The organism is Foetidibacter luteolus (assembly GCF_009650435.1).
Taxonomy (GTDB): domain Bacteria; phylum Bacteroidota; class Bacteroidia; order Chitinophagales; family Chitinophagaceae; genus Foetidibacter; species Foetidibacter luteolus.
Map to the genome: position 1 here is coordinate 115,859 of NZ_VVIP01000079.1, position 21,332 is coordinate 137,190.

General features: G+C 44.7%; 17 protein-coding genes. 11 read left to right on the top strand and 6 right to left on the bottom strand.

From position 1 onward, the window contains the following. Positions 1 to 82: 82 nt before the first annotated feature. Complete coding sequence (gene rpmF, locus F0364_RS24950) at positions 83 to 277, bottom strand: 50S ribosomal protein L32 (RefSeq protein WP_153800541.1); 195 nt, start codon at positions 275 to 277, stop codon at positions 83 to 85. A gap of 20 nt (positions 278 to 297) precedes the next feature. Next, complete coding sequence (locus F0364_RS24955; protein ID WP_153800542.1) at positions 298 to 840, bottom strand: YceD family protein; 543 nt, start codon at positions 838 to 840, stop codon at positions 298 to 300. Between the two features lie 124 nt (positions 841 to 964). Between F0364_RS24955 and F0364_RS24960 the strand changes: the two genes are divergently transcribed. Then, positions 965 to 2,050 (top strand): DUF3810 domain-containing protein, encoded by a 1,086-nt coding sequence (locus tag F0364_RS24960; protein WP_153800543.1) that lies wholly within the window; start codon positions 965 to 967, stop codon positions 2,048 to 2,050. Positions 2,051 to 2,238: 188 nt separating this feature from the next. Here F0364_RS24960 and F0364_RS24965 read toward each other — a convergent pair whose 3' ends face one another. From F0364_RS24965 to F0364_RS24980, 4 genes are all read right to left on the bottom strand, one after another. Next, complete coding sequence (locus F0364_RS24965) at positions 2,239 to 4,203, bottom strand: protein-disulfide reductase DsbD family protein (protein ID WP_153800544.1); 1,965 nt, start codon at positions 4,201 to 4,203, stop codon at positions 2,239 to 2,241. Between the two features lie 9 nt (positions 4,204 to 4,212). Next, positions 4,213 to 4,662, bottom strand: coding sequence for a protein-disulfide reductase DsbD domain-containing protein (locus tag F0364_RS24970; RefSeq protein ID WP_153800545.1), 450 nt, complete (start codon positions 4,660 to 4,662; stop codon positions 4,213 to 4,215). 167 nt (positions 4,663 to 4,829) lie between these two features. Then, on the bottom strand, positions 4,830 to 5,531 hold the full coding sequence (gene purQ, locus F0364_RS24975) for a phosphoribosylformylglycinamidine synthase subunit PurQ (RefSeq protein WP_153800546.1): 702 nt from the start codon (positions 5,529 to 5,531) through the stop codon (positions 4,830 to 4,832). 339 nt (positions 5,532 to 5,870) lie between these two features. Further along, positions 5,871 to 6,965 carry an adenylate/guanylate cyclase domain-containing protein gene (locus F0364_RS24980; protein WP_153800547.1) on the bottom strand — a complete coding sequence of 365 codons (1,095 nt, stop codon included), beginning with the start codon at positions 6,963 to 6,965 and terminating at the stop codon, positions 5,871 to 5,873. A gap of 242 nt (positions 6,966 to 7,207) precedes the next feature. On the opposite strand from F0364_RS24980, the gene F0364_RS24985 reads away from it, so the two are divergent. The 10 genes from F0364_RS24985 to F0364_RS25030 all read left to right on the top strand — a co-directional run bounded on the left by F0364_RS24985 (position 7,208) and on the right by F0364_RS25030 (position 21,241). After that, positions 7,208 to 10,744 (top strand): sensor histidine kinase, encoded by a 3,537-nt coding sequence (locus F0364_RS24985; RefSeq protein ID WP_153800548.1) that lies wholly within the window; start codon positions 7,208 to 7,210, stop codon positions 10,742 to 10,744. A gap of 11 nt (positions 10,745 to 10,755) precedes the next feature. Further along, entirely contained in the window at positions 10,756 to 11,505 is a 750-nt protein-coding gene (locus F0364_RS24990) for a LytR/AlgR family response regulator transcription factor (RefSeq protein WP_153800549.1), read from the top strand. A gap of 351 nt (positions 11,506 to 11,856) precedes the next feature. Further along, on the top strand, positions 11,857 to 12,336 hold the full coding sequence (locus F0364_RS24995) for a GIN domain-containing protein (protein ID WP_153800550.1): 480 nt from the start codon (positions 11,857 to 11,859) through the stop codon (positions 12,334 to 12,336). A 59-nt stretch (positions 12,337 to 12,395) separates the two neighbouring features. Beyond that, positions 12,396 to 12,899 (top strand): hypothetical protein, encoded by a 504-nt coding sequence (locus F0364_RS25000; RefSeq protein WP_153800551.1) that lies wholly within the window; start codon positions 12,396 to 12,398, stop codon positions 12,897 to 12,899. 413 nt (positions 12,900 to 13,312) lie between these two features. After that, positions 13,313 to 15,325, top strand: coding sequence for a glycoside hydrolase family 127 protein (locus F0364_RS25005; protein WP_153800552.1), 2,013 nt, complete (start codon positions 13,313 to 13,315; stop codon positions 15,323 to 15,325). A gap of 155 nt (positions 15,326 to 15,480) precedes the next feature. Further along, positions 15,481 to 16,653 carry a patatin-like phospholipase family protein gene (locus F0364_RS25010; RefSeq protein ID WP_153800553.1) on the top strand — a complete coding sequence of 391 codons (1,173 nt, stop codon included), beginning with the start codon at positions 15,481 to 15,483 and terminating at the stop codon, positions 16,651 to 16,653. Positions 16,654 to 16,656: 3 nt separating this feature from the next. Beyond that, the gene (locus F0364_RS25015; RefSeq protein ID WP_153800554.1) at positions 16,657 to 18,030 is read left to right on the top strand and encodes a TRAFs-binding domain-containing protein; all 1,374 of its coding nucleotides are present in this window, start codon (positions 16,657 to 16,659) and stop codon (positions 18,028 to 18,030) included. Between the two features lie 30 nt (positions 18,031 to 18,060). Next, on the top strand, positions 18,061 to 19,158 hold the full coding sequence (locus F0364_RS29075; RefSeq protein WP_207632871.1) for a toll/interleukin-1 receptor domain-containing protein: 1,098 nt from the start codon (positions 18,061 to 18,063) through the stop codon (positions 19,156 to 19,158). A gap of 280 nt (positions 19,159 to 19,438) precedes the next feature. Next, the gene (locus F0364_RS25025; RefSeq protein ID WP_153800555.1) at positions 19,439 to 20,818 is read left to right on the top strand and encodes a TRAFs-binding domain-containing protein; all 1,380 of its coding nucleotides are present in this window, start codon (positions 19,439 to 19,441) and stop codon (positions 20,816 to 20,818) included. 162 nt (positions 20,819 to 20,980) lie between these two features. After that, positions 20,981 to 21,241: a T9SS type B sorting domain-containing protein gene (locus F0364_RS25030; RefSeq protein WP_153800556.1), complete on the top strand. Its 261-nt coding sequence runs from the start codon at positions 20,981 to 20,983 to the stop codon at positions 21,239 to 21,241. Positions 21,242 to 21,332 lie beyond the last annotated feature (91 nt).

The following is a 21,332-nucleotide window of genomic DNA, read 5'->3' on the forward strand; positions in this document are numbered from 1 at the left end:
GGTTTTGAACCTTCACCTATAGAAATACGATACACAGGCCTATGGGCCTGTGTATGTGTAAATTGATATCTTTTAAAAGGGACTAAGCTTTTAAAGGTGCTTTTTCAGACACCAGCTTTCCCTTGTAATACAATTTGCCTTCGCTTACATGTGCACGGTGGCGTACATGTGTTTCTCCGGTGGTTGTATCTTTACTTAATGTAACAGTCTCTGCTATATAGTGCGTTCTTCTTTTAGCGCTGCGCTGTTGAGAATGTCTCCTTTTTGGATTTGGCATAACTCGAAATTTATAAAAAGTTAATCAAGATTTTTAAACTGGTCCAATCCTTTCCAGATTGAATTATGTGTTTCTGTTTGTTCGTTTTTCAGGTGGTTCAGCCTTTCCAGCACTTCCTGGTTGCAGCCAGAATCTCCATTGGGTTTGTCTGCGCAAACTTTCTGCATCGGGATGCTCAGGTTAATGAACTCATAAATCCAATCGGCTACGGATAAATGGCTTTCGCCGCGGCTGATGTAATAAACATCCGGGTCTTCTTCCTGGGCGTTCATTTCTTCAGGGTCATCCACCATCTTCACCACAATTTTAAACTCATCCCACAATTGCAGCGTAAGCGGGTTACCGCACCTGTCGCAGAAAACATCAGCAGAGCCGCCAATGTCAAATTTCAGCAACATGAAGCCGGTTTTTTTGTCAAGCTGAAGTTTAATGTCAGCATGGCAATTGGTAAAATCCTGCTCACCATACTGGGCAAAGAACTTGTCCCCCACATGATACTCATACTCATGAATTCCCGGCTTAAGGCCTACAAACGCTATTTCAAACTCTCTACGGTTATTCATGGTTGTTTTTTCGGGGTGGCAAAGGTATGATAATTAAGCCAAAAGAAAAAGGAAAATTGGAGTTATCCTCATTCTTACCGTAATTGTGGACAGATTTTATGACAGGCCAAAATTATCCACATTCATGAATAATAAGACCGGCTACCCCTGGCTTAAAAGATTAACATTGTTGGTGTTAGCATTGCTTGCCTGGCTTTTTTCGCAGTTTCCTTACTTTGTTGAAACCTGGTATTCCACGGCAATTTATCCCTGGCTGGCGGCAAAAATGCGGTACCTGTTACATTTTATTCCGTTTAGTATTGGCGACATTTTATATGCTGTAGCAGCCCTCTGGCTAATAAAAACTGTGGTTAAGCTGGCAGTTAAAATATTAAACAAACGGTTTGACAAAGTTTATGTTACCGGGGCTTTGCGCCGCAACCTTAACAGGGTGCTTGGCATCTACCTGTTTTTTAACCTGGCCTGGGGCCTTAATTACGACAGGCTGGGCATTGCTTACCAATTAAAGATTACGCCGCAACCTTATGATACTACAGAACTTAAAGCGCTTACCGGCAGCCTGTTACAAAAAGTGAATGGCTACCGCGCCGTACTTGCCCGGCAACAGCGCTCCTACCCTTCTTACCAGCAGGTATTCGGCAAAGCAACCGAAGCCTACAAGGCTGTGGCCGATACTTTTCCGTTTCTGCGCTATACATCCCCATCCATCAAGCGCTCCATGTATGGCAAAGCGGGCAACTACCTGGGCTTTCTCGGTTACCTCAACCCTTTTACCGGAGAATCGCAGGTAAATGTTACAGCCCCTCCTTTTTTATTGCCTTATGTTACCTGCCACGAGGTTGCCCACCAATTGGGCTATGGCAGCGAAAGCGAGGCCAACTTTACCGGCTACCTGGCTGCAAAGCAAAGCAGCGATCCTTTTTTTAATTATTCGGTTTATTTCGACCTGTTTAATTATGCCAACAATGAATTGTTTTACCGGGACAGCCTTGCCGCAAGGGCCAACTACCGCCAGCTTGATACATTGGTAAAACTTGACATGAAAACCTACCGTGACTACCAGCGGCGTTATAAAAATCCCGTGGAGCCTTTGATCAAAATATTCTATAATAACTACCTCAAAATCAATGATCAGGCACGTGGTATTGAAAGTTATAATGAAGTTGTAGGATGGTTAATAGCCTACCAGAAAAAATATGGACATATTTAACCCAACAACAAGAATCTGGGGCTTTCTGCTAATGAACTGCCAGCAACTGCAGTTCCGGCTTTTCGCTGCAAGTCCTCGCCACTCGTACCTCGTGGCTGCGGGCTTTCCGCTTCAATCCGGCAGCCACCCAGCTTTACCAATACTGACCCAGCAGGCATCACCTCCCAATAATCATTACCGGCTGAACATTACTTACGCTTTTCAAATTCCTGCTTAACATCATCCAGGTGGCTGATGAATTTTTCAACATCGGCATCGTAGCCGTATTTAACATTACTTAGCGGGTTGCCCGCCAAATCAAGAAACATGTAAAGAGGTTGGGCGTTAATACCGAATTTCTTTATTTCGTAGTCCAGGTTTTTGAGGCCCACATTATCTATGTACTCCTTTTTGTCGTTGTAGTACTTTTCGTTTTCCGGCAGTTCTGTGGATTCGTCTACATACAGGCTGATAAGCACAAAATTTTCCTTCATGCGCTTTAATACGTCGGGATGTTTCCAAACCTTTTCCTCCATTTTACGGCAGTTAGCGCATGAATGCCCGGTAAAATCCAGCATTACCGGTTTACTGAGTGCTTTAGCCGCAGCCAGGCCTTCTTCCAGGTCAAAGTATGCCGTAAGGCCAAAAGGCACATGCAGTTTATCTGTAAGTTTTTGCGGTGGTTTTGCATCGCCAGCCGGGCCTTCCGCAGAAACGGGCACTTTACCTATTTTATATTGCAGGTCATCCAGGTTAAAGTCCTGTGTTACAGACGGGGGAATTAAACCGCTCAGACCTTTCAGGGGAGCTCCCCATAAACCAGGCAACAGGTATAGGCCAAAACTGAACACAGCAATGCTGAAAAATAACCTGGGGATTCCGATGTGTTTCAGGTCGCTGTCGTGAGAGAACTTCAGCTTTCCCAGCAGGTAAAGCCCCAGCAGAAAGGACAGTACAATCCATATTACCAGGAAAATTTCCCTGTCAAGCAAGCGCCAGTGATATATAAGGTCAACATTGCTTAAAAACTTCAACGCCAGCGCCAGTTCTATAAAACCAAATGCCACTTTAACACTGTTAAGCCAGCCGCCGCTCTTAGGCAGCGATTGCATAAGCGAAGGAAAGAAGGCAAAAAGTGTAAATGGAAGTGCCAACCCAAGCCCAAAACCAAACATACCCACAATTGGCGCCAGCGTGGTGCCCTGTTGAGAGGTTTGTCCCAACAGCAGCCCAACAATGGGGCCGGTGCAGGAAAAGGAAACGATTACCAGTGTTAGCGCCATAAAGAAAATACCGCTGAAACCACCTTTACTGGCTTTTTCATCTGAACTGTTAGCCCATTTAGACGGCAGGGTTAACTCAAATGCACCCAACAAGGAAATACCAAACACAATGAATATGACAAAAAACAGCATGTTGGTCACCGGGTGTATAGATATGAGGTACAATATCTTTTCCCCAAAGATCTTGGTTAGGATTATTGTGGGTATAGCATAAATAAGAACGATGCTGGCAGAATACCATGCCGCGTTACGTACACCCTGTTGTTTTGTTTTGCTTTTCTTTAAAAAGATGCTAACTGTTACCGGTATAAGCGGGAAAACACAGGGAGTAAAAATAGCCAATACGCCTGCGCCCAGGCAAAGCCAGAAAAGAGTGCCTAGTGTTTTGCCTTCCAGGTCACCCGTATTGGCAGCAACTGGCTTGCTCACCGGTTTAACCAATACCCTGAACTTTTCCTCGCCGCTGGGGAATTCATCACCGGCTTTTCCCAGCCATACAAACTTTCCGGTAACATAACTACTGTCGGCGGCTACGTGCAGCGGCAATTTAATTTCAGCACTGTCTGCAAAAGCATAAGCATTAGCCCCCTCCTGCACGGCAATTAACCGGCGGTTAGCACTTTCCCACAGCGTATCCCCGGGATGGGATAATGCGCTTAACGATGAATCAAGTTGCAGCGACGAAAAAAACACATCATCAGCCGTTTGCTTTTTAGCCGAGAAAAGGTAAACATCTTTTTTAATTACGGCTTTTACATTAAGCCATGCCAATGAATCGTTAACCCGGCTTACCGAAAAAGAAAACTGCACAGGTTGCGAAGTATCCTGTGCAGTAATGTTATTGGCAAAAAGAACCGCCGCTAATAAAAAGGCAATAATATTTTTATTCATTAGAAGGTGCTACAGCAATTTTACATCAAATGTTTTTTTGGTTGGGGGCAGGCAACGCTCATCATTGCATACCATGTATTCAACCGTACCAGATATATTGGTTTTAACTTTTCCTTTCAATTTTACAGACTGTACAAACTCCACTTTGTTGCTGTAATATTTTACATCTACACCAAAGTTTTCGTCCTTTATCGTTTGCAGGGCGCCTACTTCTTTTGGCTTTCCCGTTACGGAAAGCAATGGGTTTGTTTTGAAAATAAACCTGGTTGGCACCGGGCCGCCGGCCGGGGTGCTTTGAGAATAAATATGCCAGGGTTTTGGTAAGGTAGCCGTAACTACCAGTTCGTACAGGTTGTCAGCTTTTTTTCTTGCAGTGTAGCTCCACTGAACAGGGTCTTCTACTTGCCCGAACGTAATGCCGGCAAGCAGTATAAGAATAAATGTAAAAAGATATTTCATCGGATTATTTTTCAAAATTTACGGCAAATCTATCCAGCAAATTTTATATGCTTTGTTAATTAGCCGACACATAACCAACCCAGGCGCCCACTCATAACACCTGCTGGTTTACAAACCTGTTTACCTAAAAGGGTGTGAGAACCGGTTTATAGTTGAGCGCTCTTGTTTTACAGTGCGGTGGCCAACTCTTGCTTTTCGGCCGCTACAGTGCCGTACAGCTCCAAAATCTTAAAAACCTCCAGGCCATCCTGGTTGCCCAATGCGGCTGAAGTAGCCCTTTCAGGGTGCGGCATCATGCCCCATACATTACCGGCCCTGTTGCTTATGCCGGCTATGGAACGTATAGCCCCGTTGGGATTACTGCCTGCATTAACAGTACCTTTTTCATCGCAGTACCTGAATATTACCTGGTCATTCTCTTCAAGTTCGTACAAAGTTTTTTCATCGGCATAAAACCGGCCTTCGCCATGGGCCACCGGAATTTTAAGCGCCCTGCCATCGCCGTTTTTCATATAGATGTTTTTGCAAACAAACTGCTGGTGGGCATTTTGCAGCAACACACCCGGTAACAGGTGGCTTTCGCATAAAATCTGGAACCCGTTGCACACACCCAGCACTTTGCCGCCACGGTTGGCGAAATCAATAACGCTTTGCATCATCGGGCTAAAACGGGCAATGGCGCCGCAACGCAGGTAATCACCGTAAGAAAATCCGCCGGGCAGCACAATGCAGTCTTCTGTTGAGAACATACTCAAATCCTTTTCCTTATGCCACAGCATGATTACTTCTTTGTTAAGATCGTACTGCAGGGCATCCTGCATATCCCTGTCGCAATTGGAACCCGGAAAAACTACAACGCCAAATTTCATATTACTTTGATATTAAGCCGCAAAGTTAACCGCTGAAGACAGTATTTCAAACTTTGCCCTTGGTTGAGTGTTTGTTTGTTCAAAATTAAATGTTGCGAAGCCACCTGGCAGGCTGCCGGTAAGTAAAGCAGCGTGTTGCACTTTCGGGTGAGGGATTGAAGCGGTTACCCCGGTGAGGCCATCGCAGCAGAGCCTTGTGCCGGAGTAATAGCGGAAAGCCCGACCCCTTGCGTAGCTTGGGGGCACCCCCAAAAGCAAGTACGAAGTTTGAAGTATGAAGTACTTTGATATGTAAGATGTTTGATGTGTGATGTACGATGTGTAACAAAGTCTAATGCATTAATATTGAACAAGGGTAAATAACTCCATCTTTTCGCCCCTTCCCCTAAGTTCGGCTACATCCAATGCTTTTAAATAATATTGCTGAGCAGGAAAACACTTTGCCGCCAATACACCTGAAATAAGTATATCTACGTTGTACGTATTGCACAAGCCCTGTATACGGGAGGCAGTATTAAGTACATCGCCTGTAAAAATGATGTCTTTTTTTATAATGCCGATTTCTCCTGTGGTTACTTTACCCGCATGAAACCCGGCCTTAAACGAAGGCGATACGCCGAACTTTGCGTGGTATTTTCCAGCCTGTGCCAGCAAGGCCGCTTTCATGGATAAAAAACATTGCAGGCAGTTATTGTTCTGCAAGCCTTTTTGCAACTTCCACGAAACCACCATTTCATCACCCACATACTGGTAAATTTCGCCGCTGTAGTTAATTACAGATTCAGTTAAATCCGCATAATACTCTTTCAGCATTTCAAAATAAGTGAGGTGGCCCAGTTGCTCAGCAATTGTGGTGGAAGATTTCATATCAAGGAACATAAAAATCCTTTCCTCTTCTGCAGGGCGGTGATATTTGCCCATAAAAAAATTAGCGAGTACAGCCTGGCCAATATTATCGTTTACCTCCATGTAAAACTGCGAAACAACAATGATAGAAGCGATGTACACTATTACGCTGATAAATGCATAGTCTGCAAAAAAGCTGAAAACATTGTTCCATACCGCTTTGCTGAAGATGGGGTTTTGCAACTCAATGGCATTGGCAAAAGCGGTAAGCAGTGCCAGGAAGGATAAAATAAAGGCCAGGTAAATAGCCGATTTGTAGATGATTTTTTTGCTGAGGCTTTTGCGGATAAGCAGTTTATTGATATACAATGTTTCGATGGCGCCGATAATCAGGCCCATTAGTAATGCGGATAATGGCGTTATAAAAATATTACGGCTGAAATTGTAAGGATTGCCGGTAGCAGGGTAATAATCAAGGTTGCCCAGAAGCCCCTTTTCGAGCTGGGTATAAATGAAACTAAAAAGCAGCCAGATTAGGCCAACCGGCAATATCCTGCCAATATTTCTCCTGCTTTTGGGGGACAGCATGTTAAACAATTTAGCTTACACCGGGTAAAGTACGAAACTAAACAAGAACAAATACGAATTGCAAATAACATAAAATGTATGGTGTGGAGTGTATGGTATAAAGAAACCGGCAGTTCCGGAATGCCGGTTACTAATCCTCATTGCCAGTTACTCACTTATTTACGCAGTTTACAAAAAACAAATTTGCATGCCGGGCACAGCAACTATATTGGCGGCTGTTGTAAATTGACTAAAAAACTGCCTTGGCTGTAAAAACTTATATCGCCATTATTGTATCTGTGCTTTGTGGCATTATTGCCGCACATGCGCAGTTGCCGGATTATCACCTGCAATTGTTCGACAACAGCTACGGCATACAGCCAGGGAATATTAACGCAGTGGTACGCGATAAAAAAGGGTTTGTATGGATTATGTACCGCCGCCAGGTTCAACGCTTTGACGGCGCACGGATTGAAACCTTTAGGCCCGCTGACGTTTATGAACATATCTTTTGTGACCGAAAAGGCAGGGTATGGCTTGCATCATCACGTAAGGCATTTCTTTTTTCTGAAGAGTCTGGCAGGTTTACAGAGATTGCCCTGGCAACCAAAGATAACACGGTATATGCCGGTGTTTTTCTGCAAGGCCCCAGCGGCCAGTTATGGTTACTTACCAACAGGGGCCTTTATGAATACAACGAAACAGCACAACAATTTAAACTGCTGCCATCCGCATTAAGTGTTGAGCCCGGGTATGACACACGTACTTTTAGCAGCTTTGGCAATACGGTTTTCTTTGCCAAAGGCGACTATATTTACCGTAGTGTGCCAGGCTCAGGACATGCGGATAGCCTGCCTGCCGCATCTGTAAGCAAGATTTACCCCATAAATGAAGACAGTGCCCTGGTGTACACCTGGAAAACGAAGTCGTATTGGTGCAACTTTAAAAGAAATACCATTACCCTTGCGTTGCCACAGGCACTGCCCCAAACTGGTGAAGGCTACTTTAATATACTTCATGTTGCCCAGGTGGCGCCCAACCGCTTTTTTATCTCCTGCCTGCAGGGCATTTTTGAATACAACACAGCCACTGCCAGGTTTAAAAAACTTGATTTCTTTTATAATGGCAACCGTGTGCCCACAAAAGGGTACTGCTCTTATTTATATGTTGACAATGACGGCTATGCATGGATGGCTACTGTAGACGGATTGGCAAGGTTTTCTGTAACTGACCAGGGGTTTGGCCTTGTTAAAATTCAACACAAGGATGATGAAGTGCCGTCTACCATTAATACGGTACGCAAGATTACAGAAGATAACCACGGCAATCTTTGGCTGGCTACCGGCTACGGACTTGCCTGCTGGAAAAATAACCGAAAAGACTGGTTTTTGTTACAGCCTACCCCAGGCAGTCAGGACAGGCTGGCCTACCCATCTGTACGCGGGCTTGTTTATGATGGAAAATACCTTATTATAGGCCCTACTGACCTGGGCATTTGGTTGTACCACCCTGAGTCCGGAGCATTCAAGCGCCCTGCTTATGCCAATAAAGAAGTTGAAAAGTTAAGCAACGGAGATTTTTTTGATGACATCATCACACTTCGCAACGGCAACCACCTGCTGATGGGCAGGGATAACATATACGTAATGGATGGAAAAACATACCGGCTGCGTTTCCTGGATGTGCCATTCGCCAAGGACAACAGCAATTTTGGTTTCCAGGATAAGAATGGGATTGTATGGATTACCACCAATGACGGCTTATATTGTCTTGACAGCAACCTTACCTACCTGCACAGTGTGCAGCTTCCATTTGAGAATAAATTCATCAGCAGTGGGTTTATACTAAAAGATAACCGCCTGCTTATAGGTTCCAACTACGGCCTTTACGCGGTTAGCTATCAAAACAAAAACCAGAGTGAGATTAAAAAGTTTAGCAACCTGCTTGATAACCATCTTATATACACTTTGTATGAAGATGAAAACGGTATTGTATGGGCTACGTCCGAAAACGGTATTTACCGTCTTAACCTTTCACAAAACAAGCTGAACCTTTTTGATTATACAGACAACGTACAAGGTTATGGTTTTAGCAGTAATAGCTGGTACCGCGCCAAAGACAGCGTTCTGTTTTTAGGAGGCGCCAGGGGGCTTAACTATTTTAACCCGGCCAGTTTTTCTGTTAAGGATGAGTTGCTGAATGTTTACATACGGCAGGCACGTATCGGCAACCATGATTCTGTGATTTACTACTTTGATCAAAAGGCTGTTATCAGCTATAGCCAGCACGCACTGGAGGTTGACCTTGCTTCAGCCCTGTATAACAACCCCGGCAAAGTAATGTACCGCTACCGGCTGGAGGGGCTTGATAAAGAGTGGAAAAACATAGGGCACAGCCACCTGGTAAGGTTTTCCTTACCGCCCGGCCATTACGAGCTTAAAGTGCAGGCAAGCCTTAACCAGGCGGTATGGGTAGATGCCAAGAACAGTTTTAAGTTTCGCATACTCCCACCCGTTTGGCTAAGCTGGTGGTTTATCAGTCTTGAATGTTTGCTGGCCGGTACCTGCGTATGGCTGATAATAAGAAACCGCAACAAAAAAATTGCAGGGCAGCAGGAAAAACTGGAGACAGAGCGTGCCATTAACCACTTTGCTACCAGTATGTCAAGCCAGCAGTCTGTTGACGAAATTCTGTGGGATGTTGTCCGCAACTGCATAAGCCGCCTGCAATTCGAAGACTGTGTAATTTATCTGGTTGATTATGACCGGGACCTGCTGGTACAAAAAGCAGCCCACGGGCCTAAAAGCCCCGGGTACCAGCAAATAGAACAGCCTATTGAAATACCGCTGGGCATGGGCATTACAGGCACTGTTGCCAAAACCGGCAGGGCCGAGGTTATTACAGATACGTCTAAAGATGCACGGTACATTGTTGATATGGAGCGACGGTACTCAGAGATAACAGTTCCGATAATATCAGCCGGTAAAGTGCTGGGTGTTATTGATTGCGAACACTCAAAAAAACGATTCTTTACTCAAAAGCATTTGTCCATCTTGACAACAATTGCTTCCTTGTGTGCCAATAAAATTGTGAAAGCGAGGGCTGAAGAAGAAAAAGAAAAAGCGGAGGCAATACTGATGGATACCAGGCAAAAAATGGCGGATGCGGAAATGCAGGCCTTGAGGGCCCAGATGAACCCTCATTTTATTTTTAATTGCCTCAATTCCATCAACCGTTATATTGTAAAAAGTGAACAGGCCACCGCGTCGCTGTATCTTACCCGGTTTGCCAAGTTGATACGGCTGATACTTGATAACTCCAACAGCAAAGTGGTAAACCTTGCCAATGAGTTGGAGGCGCTGCGCCTGTACATACAAATGGAAAGTATACGGTTTGAAAAGCAGTTTACTTACAACATAACAGTTGACAAATCTGTACAGGTTGATACGGTTTATATACCGCCGCTTATTATACAACCTTATGTTGAAAACGCTATATGGCATGGCCTGCTGCACAAAGAAAGCGCCGGCGAACTGAATATTTCTTTACGCATGAAAACCAGCGACATGCTGGAATGCGTTATTGAAGACAATGGCGTTGGCCGTAAAAAAACGCAGGAACTCAAAAGCAAATCCGCTTCAAAAAAATCGCTGGGTATGAAGCTTACAGAAAACAGGCTGGCCCTGCTGAATAAAGAAGCAAAACTAAATGCCACAGTTATGGTAGAAGACCTTGAAAATTTCTCCGGTGAAGCTGTGGGTACAAAGGTTATTTTAAACATTCCCGTAGATGGGGATTAAAAATATAGTTTATGATACGATGTGTTTTGCTGGATGACGAAAAAAATGCGCTTGAAATGATGGAGTGGCTGCTGAAAACCTACTGTCCACAGGTGCAAATCGCCGCTATGTGCAGCTCTGCCGAAGAAGGCATTAATGCCATTAATGAATACAAGCCCGATATTGTTTTCCTGGATATTGAGATGCCGAAAATGAACGGCTTTGACATGTTGGAGAAATTTGATACACTTTTCTTTGATGTGGTGTTTTGCACCGCTTACGACCAGTTTGCCATTAAAGCATTTAAATACGCTGCACTCAATTATTTGCTTAAACCTGTTGACCCTGAAGACTTAATTGCCACTGTAAAACGCTTTGAAGAAAAACGTACAGTGCCAACCAGGCAACAGTTTGAGCTGCTGCTGCAAAACATGCAGCATACCGGTAAAACAGTACCACAGCGCATTGCCCTTACCAGCGGCGACGGATTAATATTTGTACCTGTTGCAGACATTATTTATTGCGAAGCCGAGAGCAATTACACCAATGTGGTACTTACAGGCGGCAAAAAAATCCTGGTATCCAAAGTGCTTAAAGACATAGATGAAGCCCTCAGTGGCCCTGATTTTTTCAGGGTGCACAGTTCTTACCTCATCAATCTTAACCGGATAAAAAAATTTGTTCGTGGCGATGGCGGTTACCTGGTAATGGATGATGATACGCCCATTAACATAAGCCGCAGCCGCAGGCAGGAGTTTATGGATTCATTTTCTAAATTTTAGCATATTTGCTGATTGGGCATTGAATGCAGCCCGCGATAATTTTATTGTCCGGGCTGCATTACTACTATGACGCATCGTTGTGTCACTCACTTGTACTGTATAGCTATACTGAGCAACCCCACATTATAATCCAGCCAGGCGCATTACTCCTCATCCCAACCAACATATATGTGTTTGTGTCTTCCCTGCTGCTCAGTGTTTGCCGGATAAATCTTTTGCTTATCCTTTAAAAGCCGGCATAGCTGCTCAAGTACAATCAACTCAAAAAAACCGCGGCTTACTCAACATCACTTTCCTGGGCCTGTTACAGCAACTAGCTTTGTCTTATTAATCAATGAAAAAACAAAAGAAATGAAAAACATCTTTCAATACAGTTTCAAACCAGCAGCAGGAATAATAATTACTATGTTGTTGTTTTTCACTTATACTGCCTCTTATGCAGGTGATTGCAAAGCAAAAAAGATCAACCTTGAAAAAGCCTTTAGTAACGTAGAATTGTTTGGAAATGTAACTGTAATTCTAACAAACGATGGCGACAATAGTTTTTGTGTAGAAGCTGATCCCAAAGACGCTGAACGTATAAAAGCAGATGTGGCAAATGGCAAACTTAGAATTGATGCCCGCAGAACAAATAAGGATACGCCTGCAACCATCTACCTTCCGGCGGTACAGTTAGAATCCTTGCAGGTTAACGGGAATTCGTTCATCACGTCAAAAGGAAAATTAAACAACAGCGATCTGCAAATTCTGCTGAATGGCGTTTCAAAAGTTCGTGTAGCCTCCAATGCAAAAATCAACATAAAAGCCCTGGACGGGTTTGAAATGGAATAACATAATCCGCATTCATTACTCACCTTGTTAATGGACGATACCACCCAAACATCACAATCATGAAAAAGAAAGAATACTTATTGATCGCATCATTTTGCCTGTTATTGATAACTGCAGCCTTTAAAGTAAAAGATGCCGGTGATGCGGCAGAACAGAAAGCTATTACCAAACTCATAGAGGCCGAAACCACTGCCTATTACCGGCAGGATTTTGAAACATGGAAAGACTGTTTTGTAAACGAAAATTATTTTCGCCAATATGGTTTTTGGGAAGGCTATCCTGAAAAAGTAAAATATTTTAACGGATTTGATAGCCTGAAAAATTTTAAGCAGAAACAATTCGCAGAAAACCGCACCATCTGGAAAGATTCTTACGAAAAACGCCACAACGAGAATTTCCGCATTTATGATAAAGTGGCGTGGTACACATTCGAGCAGGATTCTTTTGATGGCACAACACATCAATTACTGGGTCAATCTATTGAAACCAGGATACTGGAAAAACATGGCGGCAAATGGAAGATTGCTTATCTCGGTTTTCATTACCTGCCTTCAAAAAAATAAAATGTAACCCTTAATATACACGCCACAGGGCAGCTTGTTGCAAGCTGCCCTTTTCTACGTTATTGCTGGAACAAGCTGTACCTTGAAAATTTTGCCCTCAAAAATTCTGTTTTTCACTTTTAATTGTATATTTAACAATTAAAAGTGGTTTGCCAGTGGAACTTGCCATACCCACCATACGTTTGCTTAGACAAACACACTAAGAACAATAACTAATAAACAAAAGAATAAAAGGGCTGGCAATAGTATGCCTGCAGCCCAGTGAACAGAACGTACAAGTGAGTGACACAACGAAGTCCCCATGAAATACAGAACGTTGGGGCAATAAAAAAGATTGCCGGGCAAACACAATGCTAAGTCAATATCCTGGAGCAAAAATTACTAACGCCAGTAATGGCAATAACAGAAACTGTATGAAAAAAATCATTCTGTCGCTGTCTGTTTTAATTCAGGCACAGCTATGGGCCCAACAGTCAGACTATCCCGTAAAACCGGTACCCTTTACCAGTGTGCATATAACAGATAATTTCTGGCTGCCCCGTATTAATACCAACCGCACTGTAACCATACCCGCTTCGTTTGAAAGGTGCGAGAATACAGGCCGGGTAAAGAATTTTGTAATGGCTGCGGAAAAGAAAGGCAAGTTTTGCACAGTATTTCCATTTGATGACACAGACATCTACAAAACGCTGGAAGGCGCTTCATTTTCGCTGGCCGTATACCCTGATAAAAAGCTGGACACCTATCTTGATTCGCTGATTGTATTGATTAAAAATGCGCAGGAACCGGATGGTTACCTGTACACAGCCCGCACTATTGACCCTGCCAACCCGCATGCATGGTCGGGCAAGGAGCGTTGGGTGCTTGAGCGTGATAACAGCCACGAGCTTTACAATGCCGGCCATTTATACGAGGCGGCGGCAGCGCACTATTATGCTACCGGCAAAAGAAACCTGCTGGATATTGCGCTGAAGAATGCAGACCTGGTTTGTTCAGTATTTGGCCCCGGAAAAAGAACCGTTGCCCCCGGCCATGAAATAGTGGAAATGGGACTGGTAAAACTCTACCGTATTACCGGTAAGCAGGAGTATTTGAATACAGCTAAATTTTTTATAGATGCCCGCGGGCATTACAAAGGTTATGACGCTAAAAGTAACGACCCCTGGAAAAACGGATCGTACTGGCAGGACGACAAGACCGTTACCAACATGAATGAGGTAGTGGGCCATGCTGTACGTGCCATGTACCTGTACTCGGCCGTTACAGATATAGCCGCCCTTACCGGCGATACCGCCTACATACGATCTATAGATGCCTTATGGGATAATATGGTAGCTAAAAAGATATATGTGCAGGGCGGTATTGGCGCTGTGCCGCGTGGTGAACGCTTTGGCGATAATTATGAATTGCCCAACACCACTGCCTACAACGAAACCTGCGCTGCCATTGGCGGCGTGTACTGGAACCAGCGTATGTTTATGCTGCATGGCAACGCCAAATATATTGATGTACTGGAGAAGATGCTGTACAATGGCTTAATATCGGGCATTGGGCTGGATGGAAAATCTTTCTTTTACACCAATGCCATGCAGATACACAACAGCTTCTCTCACCACAGCATGGAACCGGAACGCAGCGGCTGGTTTGAATGTTCCTGCTGCCCCACCAACCTTACCAGGCTGTTGCCTTCTGTACCGGGTTATATCTATGCCCAGAAAGACGATCAGTTATATGTAAACCTCTTCATCAGCGGCAATGCAGACCTAAAAATTGCAGGTAAAGATGTAAAGGTTACCCAACAGAACAATTACCCCTGGGATGGTGATTTAAAGTTTACCGTTGAACCAAAAAGCAGTATGGCTTTTGGTTTGCGCCTGCGCATACCCGGCTGGGCAAGGGGTGAAGCCATACCATCTGACCTGTATCGCTTTACAGGTGCGCAAATGATGGTGATGCCTGAAATAAAAATTAACGGCGAACACACTGAATATGAAATGCAGGATGGTTACGCAGTAATTAACCGTAAGTGGAAAAAAAATGATGTAGTGGAACTGAACCTGCCTATGAGTGTAAGAAAAGTAACAACCCTGGATACCGTTAAAAACAATATCAGCAAAGTGGCACTGCAACGCGGGCCTATTATTTATTGTGCCGAATGGGTTGACAACAATAATAAAACAAGTAACCTGGTTGTACCGGAAAGCACCAGCTTTACAACTGCTTACAAAGCAGATTTGTTTAACGGCGTACAGGTGCTGGAAGCAACAGTGCCGGCAGTAAATATTCAAGCTGATGGCCTGGGGTTGGGCACCGTTCAGCAGAAATTAATAGCCATCCCCTACTATACATGGGCAAACCGCGGCAAAGGAGAAATGACGGTATGGTTTCCCGAAAGAATAAAAGATGTGGAATTGCTGGCATACTAAACTAACAGCGAAAAAATTGATACTGCGGGGCATAGTTCCCGCAGTTTTTGTTACAGACCTTTTATTATCTGCATACCGCCGGTTACTCATTATAACCGCCACATTTTCATTTACAAAAAAACATTTGTATTTTATCCGTCATTAAACCTTGTTATATGAAATCACTGGAAGAACACCTTTCTAACAAAACAGCCCCCAAAAGAATGCTGGCCCTTGATGGCGGCGGCATACGCGGTGCATTATCACTTGGATACCTGCAACGTGTTGAGGACATTTTGCGGGCACAACACGGTAACGACAGAAACTTTACCCTGAGTGACTATTTTGATTTAATAGGCGGTACCAGTACAGGCTCTATTATTGCCGCATGCCTGGCAACAGGCATGAAAGTGGCCGATATAAAGAACATGTACATGGATCTTGGCGATAAAATATTTGCCAAAAAATACAAGTGGTGGAATATCTTCCAGGTAGATGACCTGCTGAAGGCCGGCTACAACGAAAAGCCGCTGGAACAAGAGCTGCAAAAAGTGTTTGGCGATATTACACTGGGCGATGACCAGCGTATTAAAACGGGGCTTTGCATAGTGGCCAAACGTGCGGATACCAACAGCGTATGGCCATTGATTAACCACCCCGGAGGAAGATATTTTAACAGCGTTGACGGACTTAATAAGGAAATATTGTTGTGGAAAGCGGTAAGGGCCAGCTCCGCCGCCCCCACGTATTTTTTACCGCAGGTTATTGATGTAGGCGGCGGTTTAAGCGAAGCAGCCTTTGTAGATGGCGGTGTAAGCATGGCCAATAACCCGGCGCTGCAGTTATTGATGGTGGCTACTTTGCAGGGATTTCCGTTTAAATGGAAATGGGGCTCTGATAACCTGTTGCTGGTATCTATAGGCACCGGCATGAGCAAATGGAAAAAAATACCTTCTGACGTGAAAAAGAACAACCTGCTGAAATGGGCGCAACAACTGCCGGATATGTTTATGCAGGATGCAAGCTGGCATAACCAGTTGTTACTGCAATGGTTTTCCAACTCGCCTACGGCCTGGCAGATAGATGGGGAAATTGGCAAACTGGAAAATGATTATATAGGCAACGCCAGGAAAAGCACGGGCGGCCTTTTATCTTACCTGCGTTACAATACCTGGCTTGACATGGAAACCCTAAAACCGCTGATGAAAAAAGAATACACGCAAAAAGATATTGACAAGCTGATTGAAATGAGCAATGCAGACAGCCGGTTTGAGTTATACGACATCGGCGCCAAAGCCGCCTCCACTGAAGTAAAGGACGAGCACTTTACCGCAAATTTTAAACTGTAGTATATGGCACAGGAAAAAGGCGTTGACATACATCACAAACCCCTTTGCTTTATTATTATGCCATTTGGCAAAAAACAGGATGCCAAAGGCAATGTGATAGACTTTGACTACGTGTATAACAACCTGATAAGAAAAGTGATTGAGCAGTGTGGCCTTAACCCCATACGGGCCGACCACGAAATGATTGGCGGCATTATTCACAAACCCATGTATGAGCGGCTGATACTTTGCGATTACGCCATTGCGGATTTAACCACAGCCAATGCCAATGTGTTTTATGAACTGGGCATACGTTACACGGCCAAACCATTTACTACTTTCTCCATTTTTGAAACGGAAACCAAAATACCTTTTGACCTGGTAGATGTGCGCTGCTTTCCCTACTCGTATGCGGATGGCACTATTGTAGACATTGAGGATAAAATAGCGGCTATGGTTAATTACATTAACGGTGTAAAAGCAAACAAAGGAGTTGACAGCCCCGTGTACCAATTGCTGGATGGCATACAGTTTACCCATAACCTTAGCGATGATAAAGTTGAACTGCTGCGTGAACAAACAGTTTTTAATGAATCGCTGGATGCGGAGATAAGGGAGGTAATTCAATCCGACAAAAACAAACAGGATAAAGCGGCTGCCATTAGCGAAATAGAAAAAAAACTGGGCGACCGCAACGACTGGACAGTATCTATAGTAATAGACCTGCTGCTGGCTTACCGCTCCATATCCTGCTTTGAAAACATGGTGCAGTTTATTGAATCGTTACCATTGTTTATACGCAAAACAGTAGGCATACAGGAACAATATGGTTTTGCCCTTAACCGTGCCGGCAGAAGGGATGACGCGGTGAAAGTGCTGCAGAAACTGATTGATGAAAACGGCGCCAACAGCGAAACCTGCGGAATTTTGGGAAGAGTATACAAAGACAAGTATACAGAACTTAAAACAACCAAACCGCTGGCGGCAGCCAGCTTTTTAGATAAAGCCATTAACACCTACCTGGATGGTTATAAGGCAGACATGCGTGACTTTTTCCCCGGTGTTAACGCGGCTACATTACTTTGCATAAAGAAAGATCCCTATGCGGCAGATGTTGCAAAAGCGGTGGAACTGTCCGTACAGGCACACCTTGAAAAAAAATCGAAACGGCAACTGCGCACTATTTCTTCCGGGTTTGACAATTACTGGCCTTACGCTACTTTGGTAGAGCTGGCTGTAATACAAGGTAATCCTGACAAAGCCAGTAAATACCTGGGTGATTGCCTGGCCATATCCAGCGAACCCTGGCAAAGGGAAACCACTGCCAACAATCTTAAGTTGCTGGCCGGAGATAACCAGTGGGCGCTTGAAGTGGCTGAAACATTGTTAACCGCTTAAGCCACCTGCCATAAAAAGAAATAATGAAAGATGCAGCTATTGTCGCAAATACATGTTAACGGTACAAACGCTTTTATTGATTTGTTGTTTGGAGACCTTACAGAAATACCCAAAGAGCATGCTGTGGATATATTGGTAGTTTCAGCCTACCCAGGCAGTTATCAGCCGGTACCCGGCACACTTATTCATGCGCTTTTTAACAAAGGCATCAGGCTGGGCGATATGGCTGCCGCAAAAGAAGCTGACCTGTTGAAAGAGTTGGGTTGCTGGTTGTCACAGCCGTTAACGCCGGCACAAAAAGAAAGGTTTAATTTCAGCCGCATACTTTGCTTTGAGCCACGGCACCAAACCACCAGCCCAGAATCTGCTGTGGGCAATATCTTCAGGTGCATTAACACATTTGCCTTTAGCGAAGAAAATAACGAAATAGCCTTACCCGTTTTGGCAAGCGGTATGCAAAGGGCCCCGCTAGAAAAAATGTTGCCCGCCATACTGGATGCGGCTATTTTTTGGCTGCAGAATGGCCTGCCGTTAAAGAACATAAAACTGGTGCTGCATACGCAGGAACAGGTGAGCATAGCAATGCCCATTTTTGATAAAGCCAGGCAACAGCTTATCCCCAAAGTTGCGCCGCCTCAAAGCTTTACGCCTGCCCCGCCGCCTGCTGCAGAACCATCACGGGGTGGCCCGCCACCGCAACCGGCGCCGGCAGCGGCCAGCAATAATTATGATTTTTTCATCAGCTATTCTCATAAGCAAACGGATCAAATAAAAGAATTTGTAGATGTGCTGAAACAAAAGAACAACTCACTAAACATTTTTTACGACCGCAGCAGCATACCCGCCGGCGGCCTTTGGCTAAGGCAGATATCCGACGCCATACAGCATTCCAAAGCAGTGGTATGCATTTTGTCGCCGGAGTATAGCCAGTCCGCTGTTTGTTGGGATGAGTTCCAATGCGCCAAAGTAATGGAACTCCGCAAAAAGGCAACGCTGATACGTACGATCAACTTTTTAAACGACGCGAATATGCCGCCCATCATGGCTATTTACAGTTACATTGATTGTACGGAAGGCGATATGGATAAACTGAAATGCGCCGCGGATGAGCTGTTGAAGTATGTATAAAATTTAGTGCAGGATTATGGCCTTAGCAGTATTGCTGCTATGAAGCTCCGTTGTGTCACTCACTTGTACGGTTTATTCTTTACTCAGCATTGTGCAACAGTTTTAGTTAGTTGGTAATGGCGCTATGCTTAATACCCGCGTAAAAGTCGCCATGAAAAACTAACGTACAAGTGAGTGACACAACAGGCGATGCCATGAAATTCTACAGCCCGTTCCCAAAAGAAATTACAGCATACCACACCAGTTGAAAGGAAATTGCTAACAGTTGAAAACAAAAATTATGTCTCAGAAACGCTGTTTTGTTGTAATGGGCTTTGGCATTAAGACCGACCTTGCCACCGGCCGTAAGCTTAACCTTGACAAGTCTTACCAGGCCCTGATAAAACCCGTAGTGGAAGGCAAAGGTATTGCCTGTGTAAGGGCAGATGAAATAAGGCACTCAGGCTCTATAGACCTTGAAATGTACCAGCAACTGCTTACATCAGACATTGTGATAGCGGACATATCCACCGCCAATGTAAACGCCTTTTATGAGCTGGGCATACGCCATGCCCTTAAACCACGCACCACCATTATTATCTCAGAAGAACAACTGGGCTACCCTTTTGATTTAAACCATATCATTATAAGAAGCTATACACACCTGGGCGACAGCATTGATTATTTTGAAGTGCTGCGCTTTCAAAAACTGCTGGGCGAAACCCTTGATGCCGTATTAAACGACACAGAACCGGATAGCCCGGTATATACTTTTCTGCAGGATTTGATACCACCTTACCTTAAAGCAAAAGCAGAGAAAGTAGCGCAACAGATAGGCGATGCTTTAACCGCTAAAAAAGACAGCGTGCCTGCCGCCCAACCAGCCGACGACCAAACGCTGGCCCTGCTTGTAAAGCAGGGTGAAGAGGCTTTACGCAAAAAGCAATTTGAGCTGGCGAAGAGCTTGTTTCAATCGGCATTGGGCATATCAGGCTACGGTAATGACTCCGGCAGGATTGCCTCTAACCATGTGTACCTGGTACAGCGGCTGGCCCTGGCCACTTACCAAACCCGCCTGCCTGATGAAGTAACTTCTTTACAGAACGCTATTGCCCTGCTTAAACGCATAGACCTTGACCATACCAACGACCCTGAAACTGTGGCGTTGGCCGGCAGCATAGAAAAACATTTGTTTGAACATGGCCAGGGCGAGCAGCACCTTGACAACGCGATACTTTGTTACCAGCGCGGTTACTACCTGTTGCACAACCGCCATAACGGAATTAATCTTGCTTACCTTTTAAACAGCCGGGCTACCACCCTGCTGGATGGCAACCGCGATGAAAGGATGGCCGATATTATCTGGGCCAACCGCATACGCCGCGACGTTCTTAAAATGTGTGACAGGGATGCGGCTAAAATAGCCGCCATGGAAGCGCAGGCGGGTGCATCGGCAACGGTGGTTAGCGAAGACCAGCTTGGCATTATTAACGAGCAGAAATTCTGGATATCTGTAAACAAGGCAGAAGCACATTTTGGCCTGGGGGAAATGCAGGCGTATGAGCAGTCCGCTGGCGCCGCCAGGCTGGTTCCCCATGAAGAATGGATGATGGAGAGTTTTACCAAACAACTGGAAAAACTGCGGGTGCTGATGGAGAGGCAGAAAGAGGTGCTGGGGTGAAGATGCCGCCCTTACAAGGCAAGAAGCGGCAATCCGTCATTTTATATTCTTTGGAGCCACAGGCTGCCTGGCCGGTCCTTAAAAAAGATCGGCGGCAGTTGCGAAACCACCGACTCCATACAGGTAAAAGTGATAAAAGATGGCGCCCAAAATGGCTTCTATATGCCATCCGCTTTTACGCCTAATGCGGATATGCGCAATGATTGTTTTGGCGTTAAAAACTGGGGCCTTGTGCTCAATCTTGATTTTTCTGTTTACAACCGCTGGGGCGAACGGATTTTCTATACCCAAAACCCTTCCGCCTGTTGGGACGGCAACTACAAAGGCATCAAACAACCACCAGGAACGTATGTGTATCAAATAAGGGCAAAAACCCTTTGTGGAGATGTTTACCGCAAGGGCACGGTAGTATTAATCAGGTAGGCAAGTGGGCGAAGACACAAGACATCTACATCGTACATCCCACATCTAACATCTAACATAGTACAGGTACTTCGTACTTCACCCTTCGTAC

Excerpts from the sequence above, each read along its gene's own strand:
- F0364_RS25005 (WP_153800552.1), top strand. The coding sequence starts at position 13,313 with ATGAAAAAAATCATTCTGTCGCTGTCTGTTTTAATTCAGGCACAGCTA.
- purQ (WP_153800546.1), bottom strand. The coding sequence starts at position 5,531 with ATGAAATTTGGCGTTGTAGTTTTTCCGGGTTCCAATTGCGACAGGGAT.
- F0364_RS25010 (WP_153800553.1), top strand. The coding sequence starts at position 15,481 with ATGAAATCACTGGAAGAACACCTTTCTAACAAAACAGCCCCCAAAAGA.
- F0364_RS24955 (WP_153800542.1), bottom strand. The coding sequence starts at position 840 with ATGAATAACCGTAGAGAGTTTGAAATAGCGTTTGTAGGCCTTAAGCCG.
- F0364_RS29075 (WP_207632871.1), top strand. The coding sequence starts at position 18,061 with ATGCAGCTATTGTCGCAAATACATGTTAACGGTACAAACGCTTTTATT.
- F0364_RS25000 (WP_153800551.1), top strand. The coding sequence starts at position 12,396 with ATGAAAAAGAAAGAATACTTATTGATCGCATCATTTTGCCTGTTATTG.
- F0364_RS25030 (WP_153800556.1), top strand. The coding sequence starts at position 20,981 with ATGCCATCCGCTTTTACGCCTAATGCGGATATGCGCAATGATTGTTTT.
- F0364_RS24965 (WP_153800544.1), bottom strand. The coding sequence starts at position 4,203 with ATGAATAAAAATATTATTGCCTTTTTATTAGCGGCGGTTCTTTTTGCC.
- F0364_RS25015 (WP_153800554.1), top strand. The coding sequence starts at position 16,657 with ATGGCACAGGAAAAAGGCGTTGACATACATCACAAACCCCTTTGCTTT.
- F0364_RS24995 (WP_153800550.1), top strand. The coding sequence starts at position 11,857 with ATGAAAAACATCTTTCAATACAGTTTCAAACCAGCAGCAGGAATAATA.
- F0364_RS24990 (WP_153800549.1), top strand. The coding sequence starts at position 10,756 with ATGATACGATGTGTTTTGCTGGATGACGAAAAAAATGCGCTTGAAATG.
- F0364_RS24960 (WP_153800543.1), top strand. The coding sequence starts at position 965 with ATGAATAATAAGACCGGCTACCCCTGGCTTAAAAGATTAACATTGTTG.
- F0364_RS24980 (WP_153800547.1), bottom strand. The coding sequence starts at position 6,965 with ATGCTGTCCCCCAAAAGCAGGAGAAATATTGGCAGGATATTGCCGGTT.
- F0364_RS25025 (WP_153800555.1), top strand. The coding sequence starts at position 19,439 with ATGTCTCAGAAACGCTGTTTTGTTGTAATGGGCTTTGGCATTAAGACC.
- F0364_RS24970 (WP_153800545.1), bottom strand. The coding sequence starts at position 4,662 with ATGAAATATCTTTTTACATTTATTCTTATACTGCTTGCCGGCATTACG.
- rpmF (WP_153800541.1), bottom strand. The coding sequence starts at position 277 with ATGCCAAATCCAAAAAGGAGACATTCTCAACAGCGCAGCGCTAAAAGA.